We start from the raw sequence: 15,614 nt of genomic DNA on the forward strand, positions 1-15,614 counted from the left end.
GCCCGCACGACGGCCCCCGCCGTTCCCGCACCCGGGAGCGGCGGGGGCCGTCGGCGTATCCCGCCGGGTTTGGGAAAACGTGCTCGTCAGGGCCTTGTGCAACGGTCGACAGCTCGCGCGCAACGATTTGTCATTCCGGCCGGATGAACGCAATGATTCTGCGGGGATGCGCAAGGTTGCTGCATTACGCCCGTGAAGGCCCGCCTCGTAGGGTGCTGCGCTAGTACGTGCGTGGCGGGGACCCCGCTCGGTGGGTCCCTGCCCTTCGCAGGCCCACCGGTCCCCGTCCACGAGGGCCGGCTCTCCTGCCGGTCCGCGTCCGCACCACACCGGCAGCGAGAAGGAGCCAGCGCGTGCTCGACCAAGGCGCACCCCCGCAGAACCAGATACCGGCCGCCCCCGCGTCCCCGGGCGTCGCCGCGCGCCTGATGCGTCGCAAGCCCGTGGAACGCCTGGTCGCGGAAGGCGGCCAGGGTGAGGGAGGACAGCTCAGGCGCTCCCTCGGGCTGTGGCAGCTGACCATGATCAGCATCGGCGCCACCCTCGGCACCGGCATCTTCGTCGTCCTCGGCGACGCCGTCCCGGAGGCCGGTCCCGCGATCACGCTGTCCTTCGTGATCGCCGGTCTCACCGCGCTGTTCTCGGCCCTGTCCTACGCCGAACTGGCCGGCAGCATCCCGGTCGCCGGCTCCTCCTACTCGTACGCATACGCAACGATGGGCGAGCTGGTCGCGTGGGTCTGCGGCTGGTGCCTGATCCTGGAGTACGGCGTCTCGGTGGCCGCCGTCGCCGTCGGCTGGGGCGAGTACCTGAACCAGCTGCTGGACGGCACCATCGGCGTCACCATCCCCGACGTGCTGTCCTCGGCCCCCGGCGAGGGCGGTGTCATCAACCTGCCCGCCCTGATCGTCGTCCTGCTGGCGATGGTGTTCCTGCTCGGCGGCGCCCGCGAGTCCGCCCGCGCCAACACGGTCATGGTCTGTGTGAAGATCGTCGCCCTCGTGCTGTTCTGCGCGGTCGGCATCATGGGCTTCAAGTCCGGCAACTACGCCGACTTCATGCCGCTCGGCATGAGCGGCGTCAGCGCCGCGGGCGCCACGCTGTTCTTCTCGTACATCGGCTTCGACGCCGCCTCCACCGCCGGCGAGGAGGCGAAGGACCCCAAGCGGGACCTGCCGCGGGCGATCATGCTGTCGCTGATCATCGTCACCGCGCTGTACGTGCTCGTCGCCGGTGTCGCCGTCGGCGCCTGGAACTGGAAGAAGTTCGACGGCTCCGAGGCATCCCTCGCCGCGATCATGAACGATGTCAGCGGCCAGACCTTCTGGGGCACGCTGCTCGCGCTCGGCGCGGTCATCTCCATCGCGAGCGTGGTCCTCACCGTGCTCTACGGCCAGACGCGCATCCTCTTCGCGATGTCCCGCGACGGCCTGGTGCCGGGAGCGCTCGGCAAGGTGCACCGCAAGACCGGTGCCCCGCGCCTCAACACCGTGATCGTCTCCCTCTTCTGCGGTGTGCTCGCCGCCCTCATCCCGCTGGGCAAGCTCGTCGACGCCACCAGCATCGGCACGCTGTTCGCCTTCGGCCTGGTCAACATCGCGGTCATCGTGCTGCGCTACAAGCGGCCGAACCTGGAGCGCACCTTCAAGGTGCCGTTCGGGCCGGTGCTGCCGGTGCTGGGCTTCCTGTTCTGCGCGTACAACATGTTCAGCCTCGACACCGTGACCTGGGTCGTCTTCGGATGCTGGATGGCCGTCGGGCTCGTGTTCTACTTCCTGTACGGCTATCGCCGTTCCCGTCTCGCGACCGACGACGACCTCGCGGTGACGGCAGTGAAGTGACCGGACCGAAGAAGTGAACGACCCCCTGTGCTGAACGATCTCGACGAACGCATCGTGCACGCCCTCGCCGAGGACGCCCGCCGCTCCTACGCGGACATCGGGCAGCTGATCGGCCTGTCCGCGCCCGCGGTGAAGCGGCGCGTGGACCGGCTGCGGGCCACCGGAGCCATCACCGGGTTCACCGTCCGGGTGGACCCGGCGGCCCTCGGCTGGGAGACCGAGGGGTACATCGAGATCTACTGCCGGAGCAACACCTCTCCGGAGACCATCCAGCGGGGACTGGAGCGCTACCAGGAGGTCGTGGCCGCGTCGACCGTCACCGGCGACGCGGACGCGATCGCCCAGGTCTTCGCCTCCGACATGCGGCACTTCGAACGGGTCCTGGAGCGGATCGCGGGCGAGCCGTTCGTGGAGCGCACGAAGTCCGTCCTGGTCCTGTCACCCCTGCTGCGCCGCTTCTCCTCCGGGGCGCCGGGGTAGGAACGGCACGGCGGTCCGGGGCGCCTCGGCGTCGCCGGCTGCGGGCCGGCGCCCTTTCCGGGCGCCGGGGAGCATCCTCCCCACGACCCGCACCCGGCGCACGACGAGGCGCCCCGTTTCCGTTTCCGGGGACTGCGAGCGGGGCCGCGCAACGAATCGCCGCCCGGCCGCCTTGCGACGCAACGAACCTCGCACGCGCGCGCAACGGCTCCTTCTTGTCCGGCCGAGCGCACCGCCCGTACCGTCTTCCTGACCCCCAGCCCCCTTCCGTTTCCGGTGAGGATCACGCATGCGCACCGCCCTGCTCCAGAGCTCCGGCCGTCCCGGTTCCATCGCCGAGAACCTCAAGGTCCTCGACGAGGCCGCGGGCCGCGCCGCCGCCGCGGGCGCCGGGCTGCTGGCCGCGCCGGAGATGTTCCTCACCGGGTACGCCATCGGCGACGACATCGCGCGCCTCGCCGAGCCCGCCGACGGCGACTGGGCCGACGCGGTCGCCGAGATCGCCACCCGGCACGGCCTGGCCCTCGTCTACGGCTACCCGGAGCGCGACGGCGACACCGTCTTCAACTCCGCGCAGCTGATCTCCGCCGACGGCACCCGGCTCGCCAACTACCGCAAGACCCACCTCTTCGGCTGCTTCGAGCGCGACCACTTCACGCCGGGCGAGCGCCAGGTCGTCCAGGCCGAGCTGAACGGCCTCACCGTGGGCCTGCTGATCTGCTACGACGTCGAGTTCCCGGAGAACGTCCGGGCCCACGCCCTGGCCGGCACCGACCTCCTCGTCGTACCGACCGCGCAGATGCACCCCTTCCAGTTCGTCGCCGAGTCGATGATCCCGGTGCGCGCCTTCGAGAACCAGATGTACGTCGCGTACGTCAACCGGGTCGGCCGGGAAGCGGAGTTCGAGTTCGTCGGCCTCTCCGTGCTCGCCGGTCCCGACGGCGTCGCCCGCGCCCGCGCCGGCCGCGCCGAGCAGCTGGTGCTCGCCGACGCCGACCCCGCCTTCCTGGCCGCCTCCCGGGAGAACAACCCGTACCTGGCGGACCGCCGCCCCGGTCTGTACGGGTCCCTGGTCTGAGCCGCGCGGTCACCCGAAGGAAAGCCGCGGCGCAGCGGCCGCACCACGCCTCACCCCGTTCCACCACGCAAGGAGTCCGTACCCCATGACGTCCACGGTGCCCAACGCCGTCGAGCACACCGACGGGCAGCAGCCGCCGATCACCATGTTCGGCCCGGACTTCCCCTACGCCTACGACGACTTCCTCGCCCACCCGGCGGGCCTCGGCCAGATCCCGGCGACCGAGCACGGCACCGAGGTCGCGGTCATCGGCGGCGGCCTGTCCGGCATCGTCGCCGCCTACGAGCTGATGAAGATGGGCCTCAAGCCCGTCGTGTACGAGGCCGACCAGCTCGGCGGCCGGCTGCGCACCGTCGGCTTCGAGGGCTGCGACGAGTCGCTGAACTGCGAGCTGGGCGCGATGCGCTTCCCGCCGTCCTCCACCGCCCTGCAGCACTACATCGACCTGGTCGGCCTGGAGACCAGGCCGTTCCCGAACCCGCTGGCCGAGGCGACCCCGTCGACCGTGGTCGACCTCAAGGGCGAGTCGCACTACGCCGAGACGATCGACGACCTGCCCCAGGTGTACCGGGACGTCGCCGATGCCTGGAACAAGTGCCTTCAGGAGGGCGCCGACTTCTCCGACATGAACCGCGCGATGCGCGAGCGGGACGTGCCGCGCATCCGGGAGATCTGGGCGAAGCTGGTCGAGAAGCTCGACAACCAGACCTTCTACGGCTTCCTCTGCGACTCCGAGGCGTTCAGGTCCTTCCGGCACCGCGAGATCTTCGGCCAGGTCGGCTTCGGCACCGGCGGCTGGGACACCGACTTCCCGAACTCCATCCTGGAGATCCTGCGCGTCGTCTACACCGAGGCCGACGACCACCACCGCGGCATCGTCGGCGGCTCCCAGCAGCTGCCGCTGCGCCTGTGGGAGCGCGAGCCGGAGAAGATCGTGCACTGGCCGCACGGCACCTCGCTGCGGTCGCTGCACACCGGCGGCGAACCGCGCCCGGCCGTGACCCGGCTGCACCGCACCGCCGGCAACCGGATCACCGTGACGGACGCCAACGGCGACATCCGCACCTACCAGGCGGCGATCTTCACCGCCCAGTCCTGGATGCTGCTGTCCAAGATCGCCTGCGACGACTCGCTCTTCCCGATCGACCACTGGACCGCGATCGAGCGCACCCACTACATGGAGTCCAGCAAGCTCTTCGTGCCCGTGGACCGGCCGTTCTGGCTGGACAAGGACGAGGAGACCGGCCGGGACGTCATGTCGATGACGCTCACCGACCGCATGACGCGCGGGACCTACCTGCTCGACAACGGCCCGGACCGGCCGGCCGTGATCTGCCTGTCGTACACGTGGTGCGACGACAGCCTGAAGTGGCTGCCGCTGTCCGCGAACGAGCGGCTGGAGGTCATGCTGAAGTCGCTCGGCGAGATCTACCCGAAGGTCGACATCCGCAAGCACATCATCGGCAACCCGGTGACGGTCTCCTGGGAGAACGAGCCCTACTTCATGGGCGCGTTCAAGGCCAACCTGCCGGGCCACTACCGCTACCAGCGGCGCCTGTTCACCCACTTCATGCAGGACCGGCTGCCCGAGGACAAGCGGGGCATCTTCCTCGCCGGCGACGACATCTCCTGGACCGCCGGCTGGGCCGAGGGCGCCGTGCAGACCGCGCTGAACGCGGTGTGGGGCGTGATGCACCACTTCGGCGGCACCACCGACCCCTCGAACCCGGGCCCGGGTGACGTCTACGACGAGATCGCGCCGGTGGAGCTTCCCGAGGACTGACCGGGAGACGGACCGAGGCGCGGGCGGCCGGAGCGGGATTCCGGCCGCCCGCGCCTTCGCCGGCGTCCGGGCTCGTCCCGCTCAGCCGGGCAGCGGGGTCAGGAGCATCCGGCCCGCGAAGCCCACCGCCGCGTCCAGCCGCTCGGCGAACTCCTCCACGACGCCGGAGCAGTGCCGCAGCGCCCACAGGGCACGGGCCGCCGCCCAGGCCGCGTCCCGGGCCCGCTCCAGGCTCCAGGCGCCCAGCAGATGGGTGAGCGGGTCGGCGAGCTGGAGCAGGTCCGGGCCCGGCATCAGCTCTTCGCGGACGCGCTCCTCCAGCGTCCCGAGCAGCTCGCCGACCCGGTCGAACTCGTCCTCCAGATCGGCCGGCTCGCAGCCGAGCGCCCGGCAGGTGTCGACCACGGCCAGGGCCAGGTCGTGGCCGATGTGGGCGTTCACGCCGGCCAGCGCGAACTGCAGCGGCCGCACCCCGGGATGGCGGCGGAGCTGGAACAGCGGCCGCCAGCAGGCGGGCGGCCGGCGGTCGGCGGCGGCCGCGTCGACGGCCGCCAGATAGCGCTCGGCGAACCGCACGTCCAGCGTGCTCGCCGCCCGCGGGTCCGGGAACTCACCGGCGGTCAGCCGCCGGCCGACCTCCTCGGTGACGGCGAGGTAGACGCGGTTGAACACGGCGACGCCGTCCCGTGCGGGCAGGTCCGCGTCCAGCGCGCGCATCCGCGCCACGACGGCGTCGACGGGAGTGGTGAGTGCTGCGGGCTGCGCCATGGGGGAAGCGTCCCAGCCCCGGGCCGGCCGGCGCGCCGACCGGCCCGGCGCGTCGCCGGAACGAGGGAACGCCGGACTAGGGCTTGGCGTGCGGCGCCCGCGCGCCCGGCTCGGTGCCGGTCTGCGAGCCGGTCTGCGCGTCCGCCTCCGTGTCGTAGGCCGACGTGCCCTCGTCCAGCAGCGGCTCCTGCTGCTTGAGGTGGGGCGGGGCGAAGGCGCGCAGCGCGTGGTAGCCGGTGATGACGACCAGGGTGCCGAGGGCGATGCCGCTGAGCGAGAAGGTGTCGGTGAACTTCATGGAGACGTTGCCGACGCCGATGATGATGCCCGCGGCGGCCGGGACCAGGTTCAGCGGGTTGCGCAGGTCCACCTTGGCGTGCAGCCAGATCTGGGCGCCGAGCAGGCCGATCATGCCGTAGAGGATGACGGTGATGCCGCCGAGCACGCCGCCCGGGATGGCCGCCACGACCGCGCCGAACTTCGGGCAGAGGCCGAAGAGCAGCGCGAAGCCGGCGGCGGCCCAGTAGGCGGCGGTGGAGTAGACGCGGGTCGCGGCCATCACGCCGATGTTCTCGGAGTAGGTGGTGTTCGGCGGGCCGCCGACGGCCGTGGACAGCACGGAGGCGACACCGTCCGCGGAGATCGCCGTGCCGAGCTTGTCGTCCAGCGGGTCCCCGGTCATCTCGCCGACCGCCTTGACGTGGCCCGCGTTCTCCGCGACCAGGGCGATGACCACGGGCAGGGCGACCAGCACGGCCGACCACTGGAAGGACGGCCCGTGCAGGTGCGGCAGCCCGACCCAGTCGGCGTGCGAGACCCCGGAGAGGTCCAGGCGCCAGTGGTCGGTGACCTTGCCGCCCGGGCCCACGGAGTGGATCTTGCCGAAGACCCGGTCGAACGCCCAGGAGATGCCGTAGCCGAAGACCAGGCCCAGGAAGATGGCGATGCGCGACCAGAAGCCGCGCAGGCAGACGACCGCCAGCCCGGTGAAGAGCATCACCAGCAGGGCGGTCCACTGGTCCTGGGGCCAGTAGGTGGAGGCGGTCACCGGGGCCAGGTTGAAGCCGATCAGCATGACGACGGCGCCGGTGACGATCGGCGGCATGGCGGCGTGGATGATCCGCGCGCCGAAGCGCTGCACGGCGAGGCCCACCAGGAACAGCACGGCGCCCACGACGAGCACCGCGCCGGTCACGGTCGCGCTGGTGCCGCCCTGCGCGCGGATGACGGCGGCCACGCCCACGAACGACAGGGAGCAGCCGAGGTAGCTCGGCACCCGGCCGCGGGTGGCGAGCAGGAAGATCACGGTCGCCACGCCCGACATCATGATCGCCAGATTGGGGTCCAGGCCCATGAGCACGGGGGCCACGAAGGAGGCGCCGAACATCGCGACCACGTGCTGGGCGCCCAGGCCCACGGTGCGGGGCCAGGACAGCCGTTCGTCGGGGCGTACCACCGCTCCGGGCGCGGGCGTGCGCCCGTCACCGTGCAGCTTCCAGCGCACGCCGAGATCCATGGTGGGGTTTCGCTTTCTTACGTACATGAGGGTGGTCCGAACCATTGTGCGGGTATCCGGCGGCTCTCCGCCCACGCGGCTACCTGTGTGAACCGCATTCACATATGCGATCGCTTCACGACTGTGGGTCGGGCACCGCCGCGCTCCGCGAGCCGGCCTCCGCGCGGTCCCCGCGCTCGGCCGCGCCCAGCACGCCCGCGAACGCCACGAGGCCGCACGCCAGCGCCGCCACCACCCAGAAGGACACCGTCAGACTGGTCGCCTGGGCCACCGCGCCGATCAGGCTCGGCGCGACCAGCCCGGAGGCGTACGTGATGGTCGCCACGCCCGCGATGGCCTGGCTGGGACGGGGGCCGGCGTGCCCGGCCGCCGCGAAGCACAGCGGGACGACCACCGCGATGCCGAGCCCCATCAGCGCGAATCCGGCCATCGCCGACGCCGGGTGCTCGGCGCACACGATCAGCAGCCCGCCCAGCACGGCCAGGACACCGCCGGCCCGCACGGTACGGACCGCGCCGAAACGGTTCACCACCGCGTCCCCGGCGATCCGGGCCACCGCCATGGTCAGCATGGAGCCGGTCGTGGCGGACGCCGCCAGCCCGGCCGAGCCGTCCAGCCGGTCCCGCAGGAACACCGCGGACCAGTCCAGGGTCGCGCCCTCGGCGAACACCGCGCAGAATCCGACCGCGCCGATCAGCAGCACCGAACGCGGCGGCAGCGCGAACCGCGGGGGCGGCTCCTCGTCCTCGGCGGGCTGGACGTCCAGCACCCAGGCGCAGACCGTGTACCCGAGGACGAGGAGGACGGCCGAGGCCAGCGCGAAGTGCGCCCGCGCGTCCGCCCCGAGGTGCGCGGCGAGGGTGCCGGCCGCCGACCCGGTCAGCGCGCCGGCGCTCCACATGCCGTGCAGCCCGGACATCACCGACTTGCCGAGCAGCCGCTCGACCTCCACGCCGAGCGCGTTCATCGCGACGTCGGCCATGCCCGAGGAGGCGCCGTAGGCGAACAGCGCCAGGCACAGGGTGACCAGGTTCGGCGCGAGGGACGGCAGCACCAGGGCCAGCGTCCACAGCGCGAGCAGCCCGCGCAGGGCCGTACGGCTGCCGAAGCGGTGCGTGAGGCGGCCGGCCAGCGGCATCGCGCACGCGGCACCGAGCGCCATGAAGGCCAGCGCGAACCCCAGCTGGCCGGCGCTCAGCCCGGCGTGCTCCCGGATCCACGGCACCCGCGTCGCGAACGAACCGGCCACCGAGCCGTGCACGGCGAACACGGCCGCCACGGCGTACCGGGCACGCCGGACCTCCTCGCGTCCGCCGCTCATGTCCTCCATCTTTCTGTGCCTCCCCGGCCCGACCTCGTGTCAACCGGGCGTAAATTATCAGGAACCCTGCCTGATAGATAGGCGCCGATACGACCGCACGACCTCCGAGGCGACCGGACGACCTCCGAGGCGACCGCACGACCGACCCGGCTCCGACGATCTGGGAGGATTCCCGCCATGCCCGCATCACCCAGCACCGCCCGGGCCATCAACGACCGGCTGGCCCTGCGGCTGTTGCAGCAGGAAGGCCCGTTGACGGCAGGGCGGCTGAAGCAGCTGACCGGCCTGTCCCGGCCCACGGTCGCCGATCTGGTCGACCGGCTCACGGCCGCCGGGCTGATCACCGTGGTCGGCGAGTCCGGCGAGCAGCGCCGGGGGCCCAACGCCCGGCTCTACGGCATCGTCGCCGACCGCGCCCACCTCGCCGCGCTCGACGTGCGCACCGAAGGCGTCCTCGTCCTGGTCTCCGACCTGGTCGGGCGGGTGCTCGCCGAGGCGTCCGCGCCGATCGGCGGCGACACCGGGACGGGGCCCGCCGTGGAGCGGGCGGTGACCGCGGTGGAACGCGCCGTGAAGGAGGCCGGCATCGTCGGGACGCCTTCGCGCGAGGGCGTCGCGGAGCGGGGGAGGCTGCACACCGTCGGCATCGGCGCGCCGGGCCTGATCGACCCGGCCACCGGCGACCTCAGGGACTCCGCCGGACTGCCCGCCTGGCACCGCAGCCTGGCCGCCGCCCTCCAGGAACGGCTGCCCGGCACCCGGGTGACCGTCGAGAACGAGACGAACCTCGCCGCCCTGGCCGAACAGCGCGAGGGCGCCGCCCGCGACCGGGACACCTTCGTCCTGCTGTGGCTGGGACACGGCGTCGGCGCCGCCGTCGTCCTGGACGGCGCCCTGCGCCGCGGTGCCTCCGGCGGCACCGGCGAGATCGGCTTCCTGCCGGTGCCGGGCACGAGCACGCTGCCCTCGGCGACCGACTGCGACGGCGGCTTCCACTCGCTGGCCGGGGCGGCGGCGGTCGTCGCGCTGGCGGCGGAGTGCGGGCTGCCGGTCGCCGGCGCGCCGGACGGGCCGGGCGCGGCGCGGGTGGTGGGCGGCGCGGTGGCGCGGGCGTCCGCGGCCGACGAGCGCTTCCTGCACGCGCTGGCCGACCGGATCGCCGTCGGCGCGGCCTCGGTGGCGGCCGTCCTGGACCCCGGGTGCGTGGTGCTCGGCGGAGAGGTCGGCCGGGCCGGGGGAGCGGTGCTCGCGGGGCTGGTGGGGGAGCGGCTGCGCCGGATGTCGCCGCTGGCCACCGAGGTGCGGGCGAGCGGTCTCGGCGGGACGGCCGTGCTGCGCGGAGCACTCCTCACCGCCCGGGAACGGGCGCAGGACGACCTGTTCGGGCCGCCGGAGCGGTAGCCGGCCCCGCCTTGGCGGCCCGGCGGCGGGCAAGGGCCGTCGTCACCGCCGCCGAGCCCGTCCGCACCCTAAAAGGACTAGACCAGTGCGGTCAATGGTCCGGACCAGCCCAACCGCTTGGGCTCGCCGGACGGCTGTCCTCGGCCGTCGCGTGGCGCGAAACCTTCGGTACGCACTGTGAGGGAGGCCACACCGTCCACCCGTATGGACGAGTGACAGGCATGGCACACTGGCCCTGTACCAGAAGCAGCGCACTCCGGGGTCGGTGAAAGTCCGAACCGGCGGTTACAGTCCGCGACCCGGCCGCTTCCAGCGGCCGGTTGACCAGGTGAAATTCCTGGACCGACGGTTAAAGTCCGGATGGGAGGCAGTGCGCGGCGGGCGGGCACGCGTTTTCCGTGTGCGCGCCGCCGTACCGAGGCTCGTCCGTATCCGGACGCGTCCGTCCGGCGACGCATCCGGTGTGCTCACCCGTGGATTCTGTCGTCATCGACAGCCCCGGAGTCCGTGCCCGAAGAGGCAGGAGGACCCGGGAAGTGTTCACCGGAATCGTCGAAGAGCTGGGTGAGGTCACCGCCGTCGAGAACCTCGGCGACGCCTCCCGCTTCCGGCTGCGCGGCCCCGTCGTGACCGAGGGCGCGCGGCACGGCGACTCCATCGCCGTGAACGGGGTCTGTCTCACCGTCGTCGAGCACGAGGGTGACGAGTTCACCGCCGACGTCATGGCCGAGACCCTGAAGCGCTCCAGCCTGGGCGCGCTCGCCGTCGGCTCCCGCGTCAACCTGGAGCGCCCCACCGCCGTCGGCGCCCGCCTCGGCGGGCACATCGTGCAGGGACACGTGGACGGCACCGGCGAGATCCTCGCCCGCACGCCCTCCGAGAACTGGGAGATCGTGAAGATCTCCCTCCCCGCGGACCTCGCGCGCTACGTCGTGGAGAAGGGCTCCATCACGGTCGACGGCATCAGCCTGACCGTCGTGGAGGCGGCCTCGGACCACTTCACCGTCAGCCTCATCCCGACCACCCTCGACCTGACCACGCTCGGCGTGAAGCAGCCCGGCGACCCGGTCAACCTCGAGGTGGACGTCATCGCCAAGTACGTGGAGCGGCTGCTCGCGAGCGGACGGGAGACCGGCCGATGAGCTGGATGAACTCCGAGGCGTTCACCCTCTTCGGCCAGCGCATCATCTGGTCGGACATGATCGGCAACATCCTGGGCCTGATCACCCTCGCCCTCGGCTGGCGCCGCTCCCTGTGGACCTGGCCCGTGCAGTTCCTGTCCGGCCTCGTCCTCTTCGCCGCCTTCTACGGCCATCTGACCGGCAGCGCCGGCAAGCAGGCCGTCGTCATGGCCGTCGCCCTGTACGGCTGGTGGCAGTGGCAGCGCACCCGCAACCGGTCCGGCGACGGCCAGATCACCCCCCGGTTCGCCACCTGGCGCGAGCGCGCGGCCATGGTCGTCGCCGCCGGCGCCGGCACGGTCGCCGTCGCCCTGCTGTTCAAGGCCTACCCGTCCCTGTCCTGGGACCCCTGGCCCGACGCCTACATCTTCGTCGGCACCATCGTCGCGATGTACGCCCAGGCCAAGAGCATGGTCGAGTTCTGGTTCGCCTGGCTGCTCGTCGACCTCGTCGGCGTCCCGCTGAACTTCGCCAACGGCTACGCCTTCTCCGGCTTCGTCTACGTCATCTACGGCGCACTCGTCCTGTGGGGCATGCGCGACTGGTGGCTGCGCTCCCGCAGGGCGGCGCGGCCCACACTGGAAGGAGCGCCGGCATGACCTCGGCACCCGTCCTCCACGACACCCACGACACCCACGACATCGAGAACTTCGCGCTCGACCCGGTCGAGCGGGCCATCGCCGACATCGCCGCCGGGCGCCCGATCATCGTCGTCGACGACGAGAACCGGGAGAACGAGGGCGACCTCGTCGTCGCCGCCGAGAAGATCACTCCCGAGATCGTCGCCTTCATGATGAGCGAGTGCCGCGGACTGATCTGCGCCCCCATGGAGAGCGAGGAACTGGACCGGCTGCGGCTGCCGCAGATGGTCGAGGACAACACCGAGTCGATGAAGACCGCGTTCACCGTCTCCGTGGACGCCACCGCCGCGCACGGTGTGAGCACCGGCATCTCGGCCGCCGACCGTGCCACCACGCTCCGGCTGCTCGCGAGCGGCACGGCCGCGCACACCGACTTCGTCCGCCCCGGCCACGTCTTCCCGCTGCGCGCCAAGGCCGGCGGCGTCCTCGCCCGCGACGGCCACACCGAGGCCGCCGTCGACCTCGCCCGGCTCGCGGGCCTGCGCCCGGCCGGCGCCATCGTGGAGATCGCCGGCGAGGACGGCCGGATGCTCCGGCTGCCCGAGCTGATCCCGTTCGCCCGCAAGCACGGCCTGACGATCATCTCCATCGAGGACCTGATCGCCTACCGCCGGGGCAGCGAGCCCACCGTCCGCCGCGAGGCCGAGACGCGCCTGCCCACCCGGCACGGCGTCTTCACCGCCTACGGCTACCGGTCCACCGTCGACGGCGTCGAACACGTCGCCCTCGTCCACGGCGACCTCGGCGACGGCGAGGACGTCCTGGTCCGCGTCCACTCCGAATGCCTCACCGGCGACGTCTTCGGCTCCCTGCGCTGCGACTGCGGGCCGCAGCTGGACACCGCGCTCGGCCGCATCCAGGAGGAGGGCCGCGGAGTCGTCGTCTACCTGCGCGGACACGAGGGCCGCGGCATCGGCCTGCTGTCCAAGCTGCGCGCCTACGAACTCCAGGAACAGGGCCACGACACCCTGGACGCCAACCTGGAACTCGGCCTGCCCGCCGACGCCCGCGACTACGGCGCCGGCGCGCGGATCCTCGCCGACCTCGGCGTGCGCGGCGTCCGGCTGATGACCAACAACCCCGACAAGACCGACGCCCTCAGGCGCCACGGCATCGAGGTCACCGGCCGGGAGCCGATGCCCGTCCAGGCCGGCGAGCACAACCTCCGCTACCTGCGCACCAAGCGGGACCGGATGGGGCACGACCTGCCCTGGCTCGACACGCCCGCCGTGTCGGCCTGCGGCAACCAGTAAGCGAAAGAGCACGGAGGTAAGACGTGAGCGGCAAGGGTGCACCGGAAGTGTCCGTACGCAAGGCGAGCGACCTCAGGGTCGCCGTCATCGCGGCGCAGTGGCACGAGAAGGTGATGGACGGCCTGGTGGACGGCGCCCTGCGCGCCCTGCACGACCTGGGCATCGACGAGCCGACCCTGATCAGGGTCCCCGGCAGCTTCGAGCTGCCGGTCGCCGCCAAGGTCCTCGCGGGCCGCGGCTACGACGCGGTCGTCGCCCTCGGCGTCGTCATCCGGGGCGGCACCCCCCACTTCGACTACGTGTGCCAGGGCGTCACCCAGGGCCTCACCCAGGTCTCCGTCGACACCGGCGTCCCCGTCGGCTTCGGCGTGCTCACCTGCGACACCGAGGAACAGGCCCTGGACCGGGCCGGCCTGGAGGGCTCCAGCGAGGACAAGGGCCACGAGGCGGTGACGGCGGCCGTGGCGACGGCGGCCACGCTCCGCTCGGTATCCGAACCCTGGCACTAGGCCGCCCGCCACAACGGCTAGGGTGGGGATCACCATGTCCAAGAAGACGTTCGAGGAGCTGTTCACCGAGCTCCAGCACAAGGCCGCCCACGGCGATCCCGCCACCTCCCGCACCGCCGAGCTGGTCGGCAAGGGCGTCCATGCCATCGGCAAGAAGGTCGTCGAGGAGGCCGCCGAGGTCTGGATGGCCGCCGAGTACGAGGGCAAGGAGGCGGCAGCCGAGGAGATCTCCCAGCTGCTGTACCACGTCCAGGTGATGATGGTCGCCCGCGGCATCTCCCTGGACGACGTCTACGCCCACCTGTAAGCCGTACCGCCCACTCCCTCCCGCAGAGAACGAACGAAGGAAGCCGACCTCATGCTGCGCATCGCCGTCCCCAACAAGGGTTCACTGTCCGGCCCTGCGGCGGAGATGCTGCATGAGGCCGGCTACCAGCAGCGCCGCGAGTCCAAAGAGCTGCGCATCGTCGACCCGGAGAACGAGGTCGAGTTCTTCTACCTCCGCCCCCGCGACATCGCGATCTACGTCTCCTCCGGCCGCCTCGACATCGGCATCACCGGCCGCGACCTGCTGATCGACTCCGGTGCCGAGGCCGAGGAGATCCTGCCGCTCGGCTTCGCCCGCTCCACCTTCCGCTTCGCCGCCAAGCCCGGCACCGCGAGCGGCATCGAGGACCTCAAGGGCCGCACGGTCGCCACCTCCTACGAGGGGATCGTCGCCAAGCACCTCGCGGACGGCGGCATCGACGCCTCCGTGGTCCACCTGGACGGCGCCGTCGAGACCGCCATCGAGCTGGGCGTCGCCGAGGTCATCGCCGACGTCGTGGAGACCGGCACCAGCCTGCGCAACGCGGGCCTGGAGGTCTTCGGCGAGCCGATCATGAAGTCCGAGGCCATCGTCGTCCGCCGCACCGGCGCCGACGCCGAGGAACCCAAGGTCCAGCAGTTCCTGCGCCGCCTCCAGGGCGTCCTGGTCGCCCGGACCTACGTGATGATGGACTACGACTGCCGGGTGGAGCAGCTGGAGAAGGCCGTCGCGCTCACCCCCGGCCTGGAGTCCCCGACCGTCTCTCCGCTGCACAACGAGGGCTGGGTCGCCGTCCGCGCCATGGTCCCCGCCAAGGAGGCCCAGCGGATCATGGACGATCTCTACGGCATCGGCGCCCGCGCCATCCTGACCACGGCCATCCACGCCTGCCGTCTCTGAGAGCCGCCGAGAGGTACGCATCAGATGTCCGATCTGCCCGCCCTGCCCGTCACCTTCCGGCCCGGCCGCACCCGTGCGATCCTGCTCACCGCCGGAGTCCTGATCTTCGTGGTGATCTCCGGGATCTCGCTGCTGCTGGAGAACATCGGCCCGGGCTCGCGGCTCAGCTTCGTCGTCACCGGGGCGCTGTGCCTGTGGGTGCTGGCCCGGCTGGCCCGGGTGAAGGTGGTCGCCGAGGAGACCGGCGTCACCGTCGTCAACATCGCCGGTGAGCGGCGCCTGGCCTGGGCGGAGATCCTCCGGGTGAACCTCCGGCCGGGTGACCCCTGGGTGTTCCTCGACCTCAGCGACGGCACCAGCCTGCCCGCCCTCGGCATCCAGCCGGGCATCGCCAAGCGGCAGGCCATCGCCGACGCCCGGACCCTCCGCGAACTCGCCGAGGCCCGCTCCGGCTCACCCGCCCTGCCGCACGAGCCGAGATCTTGATTAATCTGGAGGGCGGAGGCCGTCCCGCTGCGCCTCCGCCCCTGCGCGCCACCCGGTGCACAGGGGTTCCTGCTACCCGAGGAGTGACCCCCTCCGGCGATGGACGGATCGTCCTGTAGTACCCGCGCCACCCCTGCCCGACATAGCGG

General features: G+C 71.9%; 15 protein-coding genes and 1 riboswitch. Of the genes, 12 read left to right on the top strand and 3 right to left on the bottom strand.

Annotated features, from left to right (window positions below):
• Nucleotides 1-353 precede the first annotated feature (353 nt).
• From SCK26_RS30710 to SCK26_RS30725, 4 genes are all read left to right on the top strand, one after another.
• Entirely contained in the window at nucleotides 354-1,841 is a 1,488-nt protein-coding gene (locus SCK26_RS30710) for an amino acid permease (protein ID WP_318204589.1), read from the top strand.
• Between the two features lie 27 nt (nucleotides 1,842-1,868).
• A complete protein-coding gene (locus SCK26_RS30715; protein WP_030620185.1) occupies nucleotides 1,869-2,321 on the top strand; it encodes an Lrp/AsnC family transcriptional regulator in 453 nt (150 codons plus the stop codon).
• Nucleotides 2,322-2,610: 289 nt separating this feature from the next.
• Complete coding sequence (locus tag SCK26_RS30720) at nucleotides 2,611-3,399, top strand: carbon-nitrogen hydrolase family protein (RefSeq protein WP_318204590.1); 789 nt, start codon at nucleotides 2,611-2,613, stop codon at nucleotides 3,397-3,399.
• 85 nt (nucleotides 3,400-3,484) lie between these two features.
• On the top strand, nucleotides 3,485-5,182 hold the full coding sequence (locus tag SCK26_RS30725; RefSeq protein ID WP_318204591.1) for a flavin monoamine oxidase family protein: 1,698 nt from the start codon (nucleotides 3,485-3,487) through the stop codon (nucleotides 5,180-5,182).
• 81 nt (nucleotides 5,183-5,263) lie between these two features.
• Here SCK26_RS30725 and SCK26_RS30730 read toward each other — a convergent pair whose 3' ends face one another.
• The 3 genes from SCK26_RS30730 to SCK26_RS30740 all read right to left on the bottom strand — a co-directional run bounded on the left by SCK26_RS30730 (nucleotide 5,264) and on the right by SCK26_RS30740 (nucleotide 8,787).
• Nucleotides 5,264-5,950 carry a DUF5995 family protein gene (locus SCK26_RS30730; RefSeq protein WP_318204592.1) on the bottom strand — a complete coding sequence of 229 codons (687 nt, stop codon included), beginning with the start codon at nucleotides 5,948-5,950 and terminating at the stop codon, nucleotides 5,264-5,266.
• 76 nt (nucleotides 5,951-6,026) lie between these two features.
• Nucleotides 6,027-7,466 carry a uracil-xanthine permease family protein gene (locus tag SCK26_RS30735; RefSeq protein WP_318204593.1) on the bottom strand — a complete coding sequence of 480 codons (1,440 nt, stop codon included), beginning with the start codon at nucleotides 7,464-7,466 and terminating at the stop codon, nucleotides 6,027-6,029.
• A gap of 115 nt (nucleotides 7,467-7,581) precedes the next feature.
• Entirely contained in the window at nucleotides 7,582-8,787 is a 1,206-nt protein-coding gene (locus tag SCK26_RS30740) for an MFS transporter (protein WP_412080795.1), read from the bottom strand.
• Nucleotides 8,788-8,964: 177 nt separating this feature from the next.
• Here SCK26_RS30740 and SCK26_RS30745 point away from each other — a divergent pair, with 177 nt between their 5' ends.
• From SCK26_RS30745 to SCK26_RS30780, 8 genes are all read left to right on the top strand, one after another.
• The gene (locus SCK26_RS30745) at nucleotides 8,965-10,188 is read left to right on the top strand and encodes an ROK family transcriptional regulator (RefSeq protein WP_318204595.1); all 1,224 of its coding nucleotides are present in this window, start codon (nucleotides 8,965-8,967) and stop codon (nucleotides 10,186-10,188) included.
• Between the two features lie 247 nt (nucleotides 10,189-10,435).
• Nucleotides 10,436-10,566, top strand: a riboswitch (FMN riboswitch).
• A gap of 158 nt (nucleotides 10,567-10,724) precedes the next feature.
• Nucleotides 10,725-11,330, top strand: a complete 606-nt coding sequence (locus SCK26_RS30750; protein WP_318204596.1) for a riboflavin synthase — start codon at nucleotides 10,725-10,727, stop codon at nucleotides 11,328-11,330.
• Nucleotides 11,327-11,968, top strand: a complete 642-nt coding sequence (locus SCK26_RS30755; protein WP_318204597.1) for a nicotinamide mononucleotide transporter family protein — start codon at nucleotides 11,327-11,329, stop codon at nucleotides 11,966-11,968. Before SCK26_RS30750 ends, SCK26_RS30755 begins: the two co-directional genes overlap by 4 nt.
• Complete coding sequence (locus tag SCK26_RS30760; RefSeq protein WP_318204598.1) at nucleotides 11,965-13,263, top strand: bifunctional 3,4-dihydroxy-2-butanone-4-phosphate synthase/GTP cyclohydrolase II; 1,299 nt, start codon at nucleotides 11,965-11,967, stop codon at nucleotides 13,261-13,263. Before SCK26_RS30755 ends, SCK26_RS30760 begins: the two co-directional genes overlap by 4 nt.
• A gap of 23 nt (nucleotides 13,264-13,286) precedes the next feature.
• On the top strand, nucleotides 13,287-13,772 hold the full coding sequence (gene ribH, locus SCK26_RS30765) for a 6,7-dimethyl-8-ribityllumazine synthase (RefSeq protein ID WP_318204599.1): 486 nt from the start codon (nucleotides 13,287-13,289) through the stop codon (nucleotides 13,770-13,772).
• Between the two features lie 34 nt (nucleotides 13,773-13,806).
• Nucleotides 13,807-14,079: a phosphoribosyl-ATP diphosphatase gene (locus SCK26_RS30770; RefSeq protein WP_007491392.1), complete on the top strand. Its 273-nt coding sequence runs from the start codon at nucleotides 13,807-13,809 to the stop codon at nucleotides 14,077-14,079.
• A 51-nt stretch (nucleotides 14,080-14,130) separates the two neighbouring features.
• Entirely contained in the window at nucleotides 14,131-14,979 is an 849-nt protein-coding gene (gene hisG, locus SCK26_RS30775; protein WP_318204600.1) for an ATP phosphoribosyltransferase, read from the top strand.
• A 24-nt stretch (nucleotides 14,980-15,003) separates the two neighbouring features.
• A complete protein-coding gene (locus SCK26_RS30780; RefSeq protein ID WP_318204601.1) occupies nucleotides 15,004-15,465 on the top strand; it encodes a PH domain-containing protein in 462 nt (153 codons plus the stop codon).
• The last annotated feature ends 149 nt before the right edge of the window (nucleotides 15,466-15,614 follow it).

It is taken from the genome of Streptomyces sp. SCL15-4 (assembly GCF_033366695.1).
Lineage (GTDB): Bacteria > Actinomycetota > Actinomycetes > Streptomycetales > Streptomycetaceae > Streptomyces.

Coding starts and splice junctions, on each gene's coding strand:
- SCK26_RS30720 (WP_318204590.1), top strand. CDS start 2,611: ATGCGCACCGCCCTGCTCCAGAGCTCCGGCCGTCCCGGTTCCATCGCC.
- SCK26_RS30725 (WP_318204591.1), top strand. CDS start 3,485: ATGACGTCCACGGTGCCCAACGCCGTCGAGCACACCGACGGGCAGCAG.
- SCK26_RS30730 (WP_318204592.1), bottom strand. CDS start 5,950: ATGGCGCAGCCCGCAGCACTCACCACTCCCGTCGACGCCGTCGTGGCG.
- SCK26_RS30735 (WP_318204593.1), bottom strand. CDS start 7,466: ATGGATCTCGGCGTGCGCTGGAAGCTGCACGGTGACGGGCGCACGCCC.
- SCK26_RS30740 (WP_412080795.1), bottom strand. CDS start 8,787: ATGAGCGGCGGACGCGAGGAGGTCCGGCGTGCCCGGTACGCCGTGGCG.
- SCK26_RS30745 (WP_318204595.1), top strand. CDS start 8,965: ATGCCCGCATCACCCAGCACCGCCCGGGCCATCAACGACCGGCTGGCC.
- SCK26_RS30755 (WP_318204597.1), top strand. CDS start 11,327: ATGAGCTGGATGAACTCCGAGGCGTTCACCCTCTTCGGCCAGCGCATC.
- SCK26_RS30760 (WP_318204598.1), top strand. CDS start 11,965: ATGACCTCGGCACCCGTCCTCCACGACACCCACGACACCCACGACATC.
- SCK26_RS30770 (WP_007491392.1), top strand. CDS start 13,807: ATGTCCAAGAAGACGTTCGAGGAGCTGTTCACCGAGCTCCAGCACAAG.
- hisG (WP_318204600.1), top strand. CDS start 14,131: ATGCTGCGCATCGCCGTCCCCAACAAGGGTTCACTGTCCGGCCCTGCG.
- SCK26_RS30780 (WP_318204601.1), top strand. CDS start 15,004: ATGTCCGATCTGCCCGCCCTGCCCGTCACCTTCCGGCCCGGCCGCACC.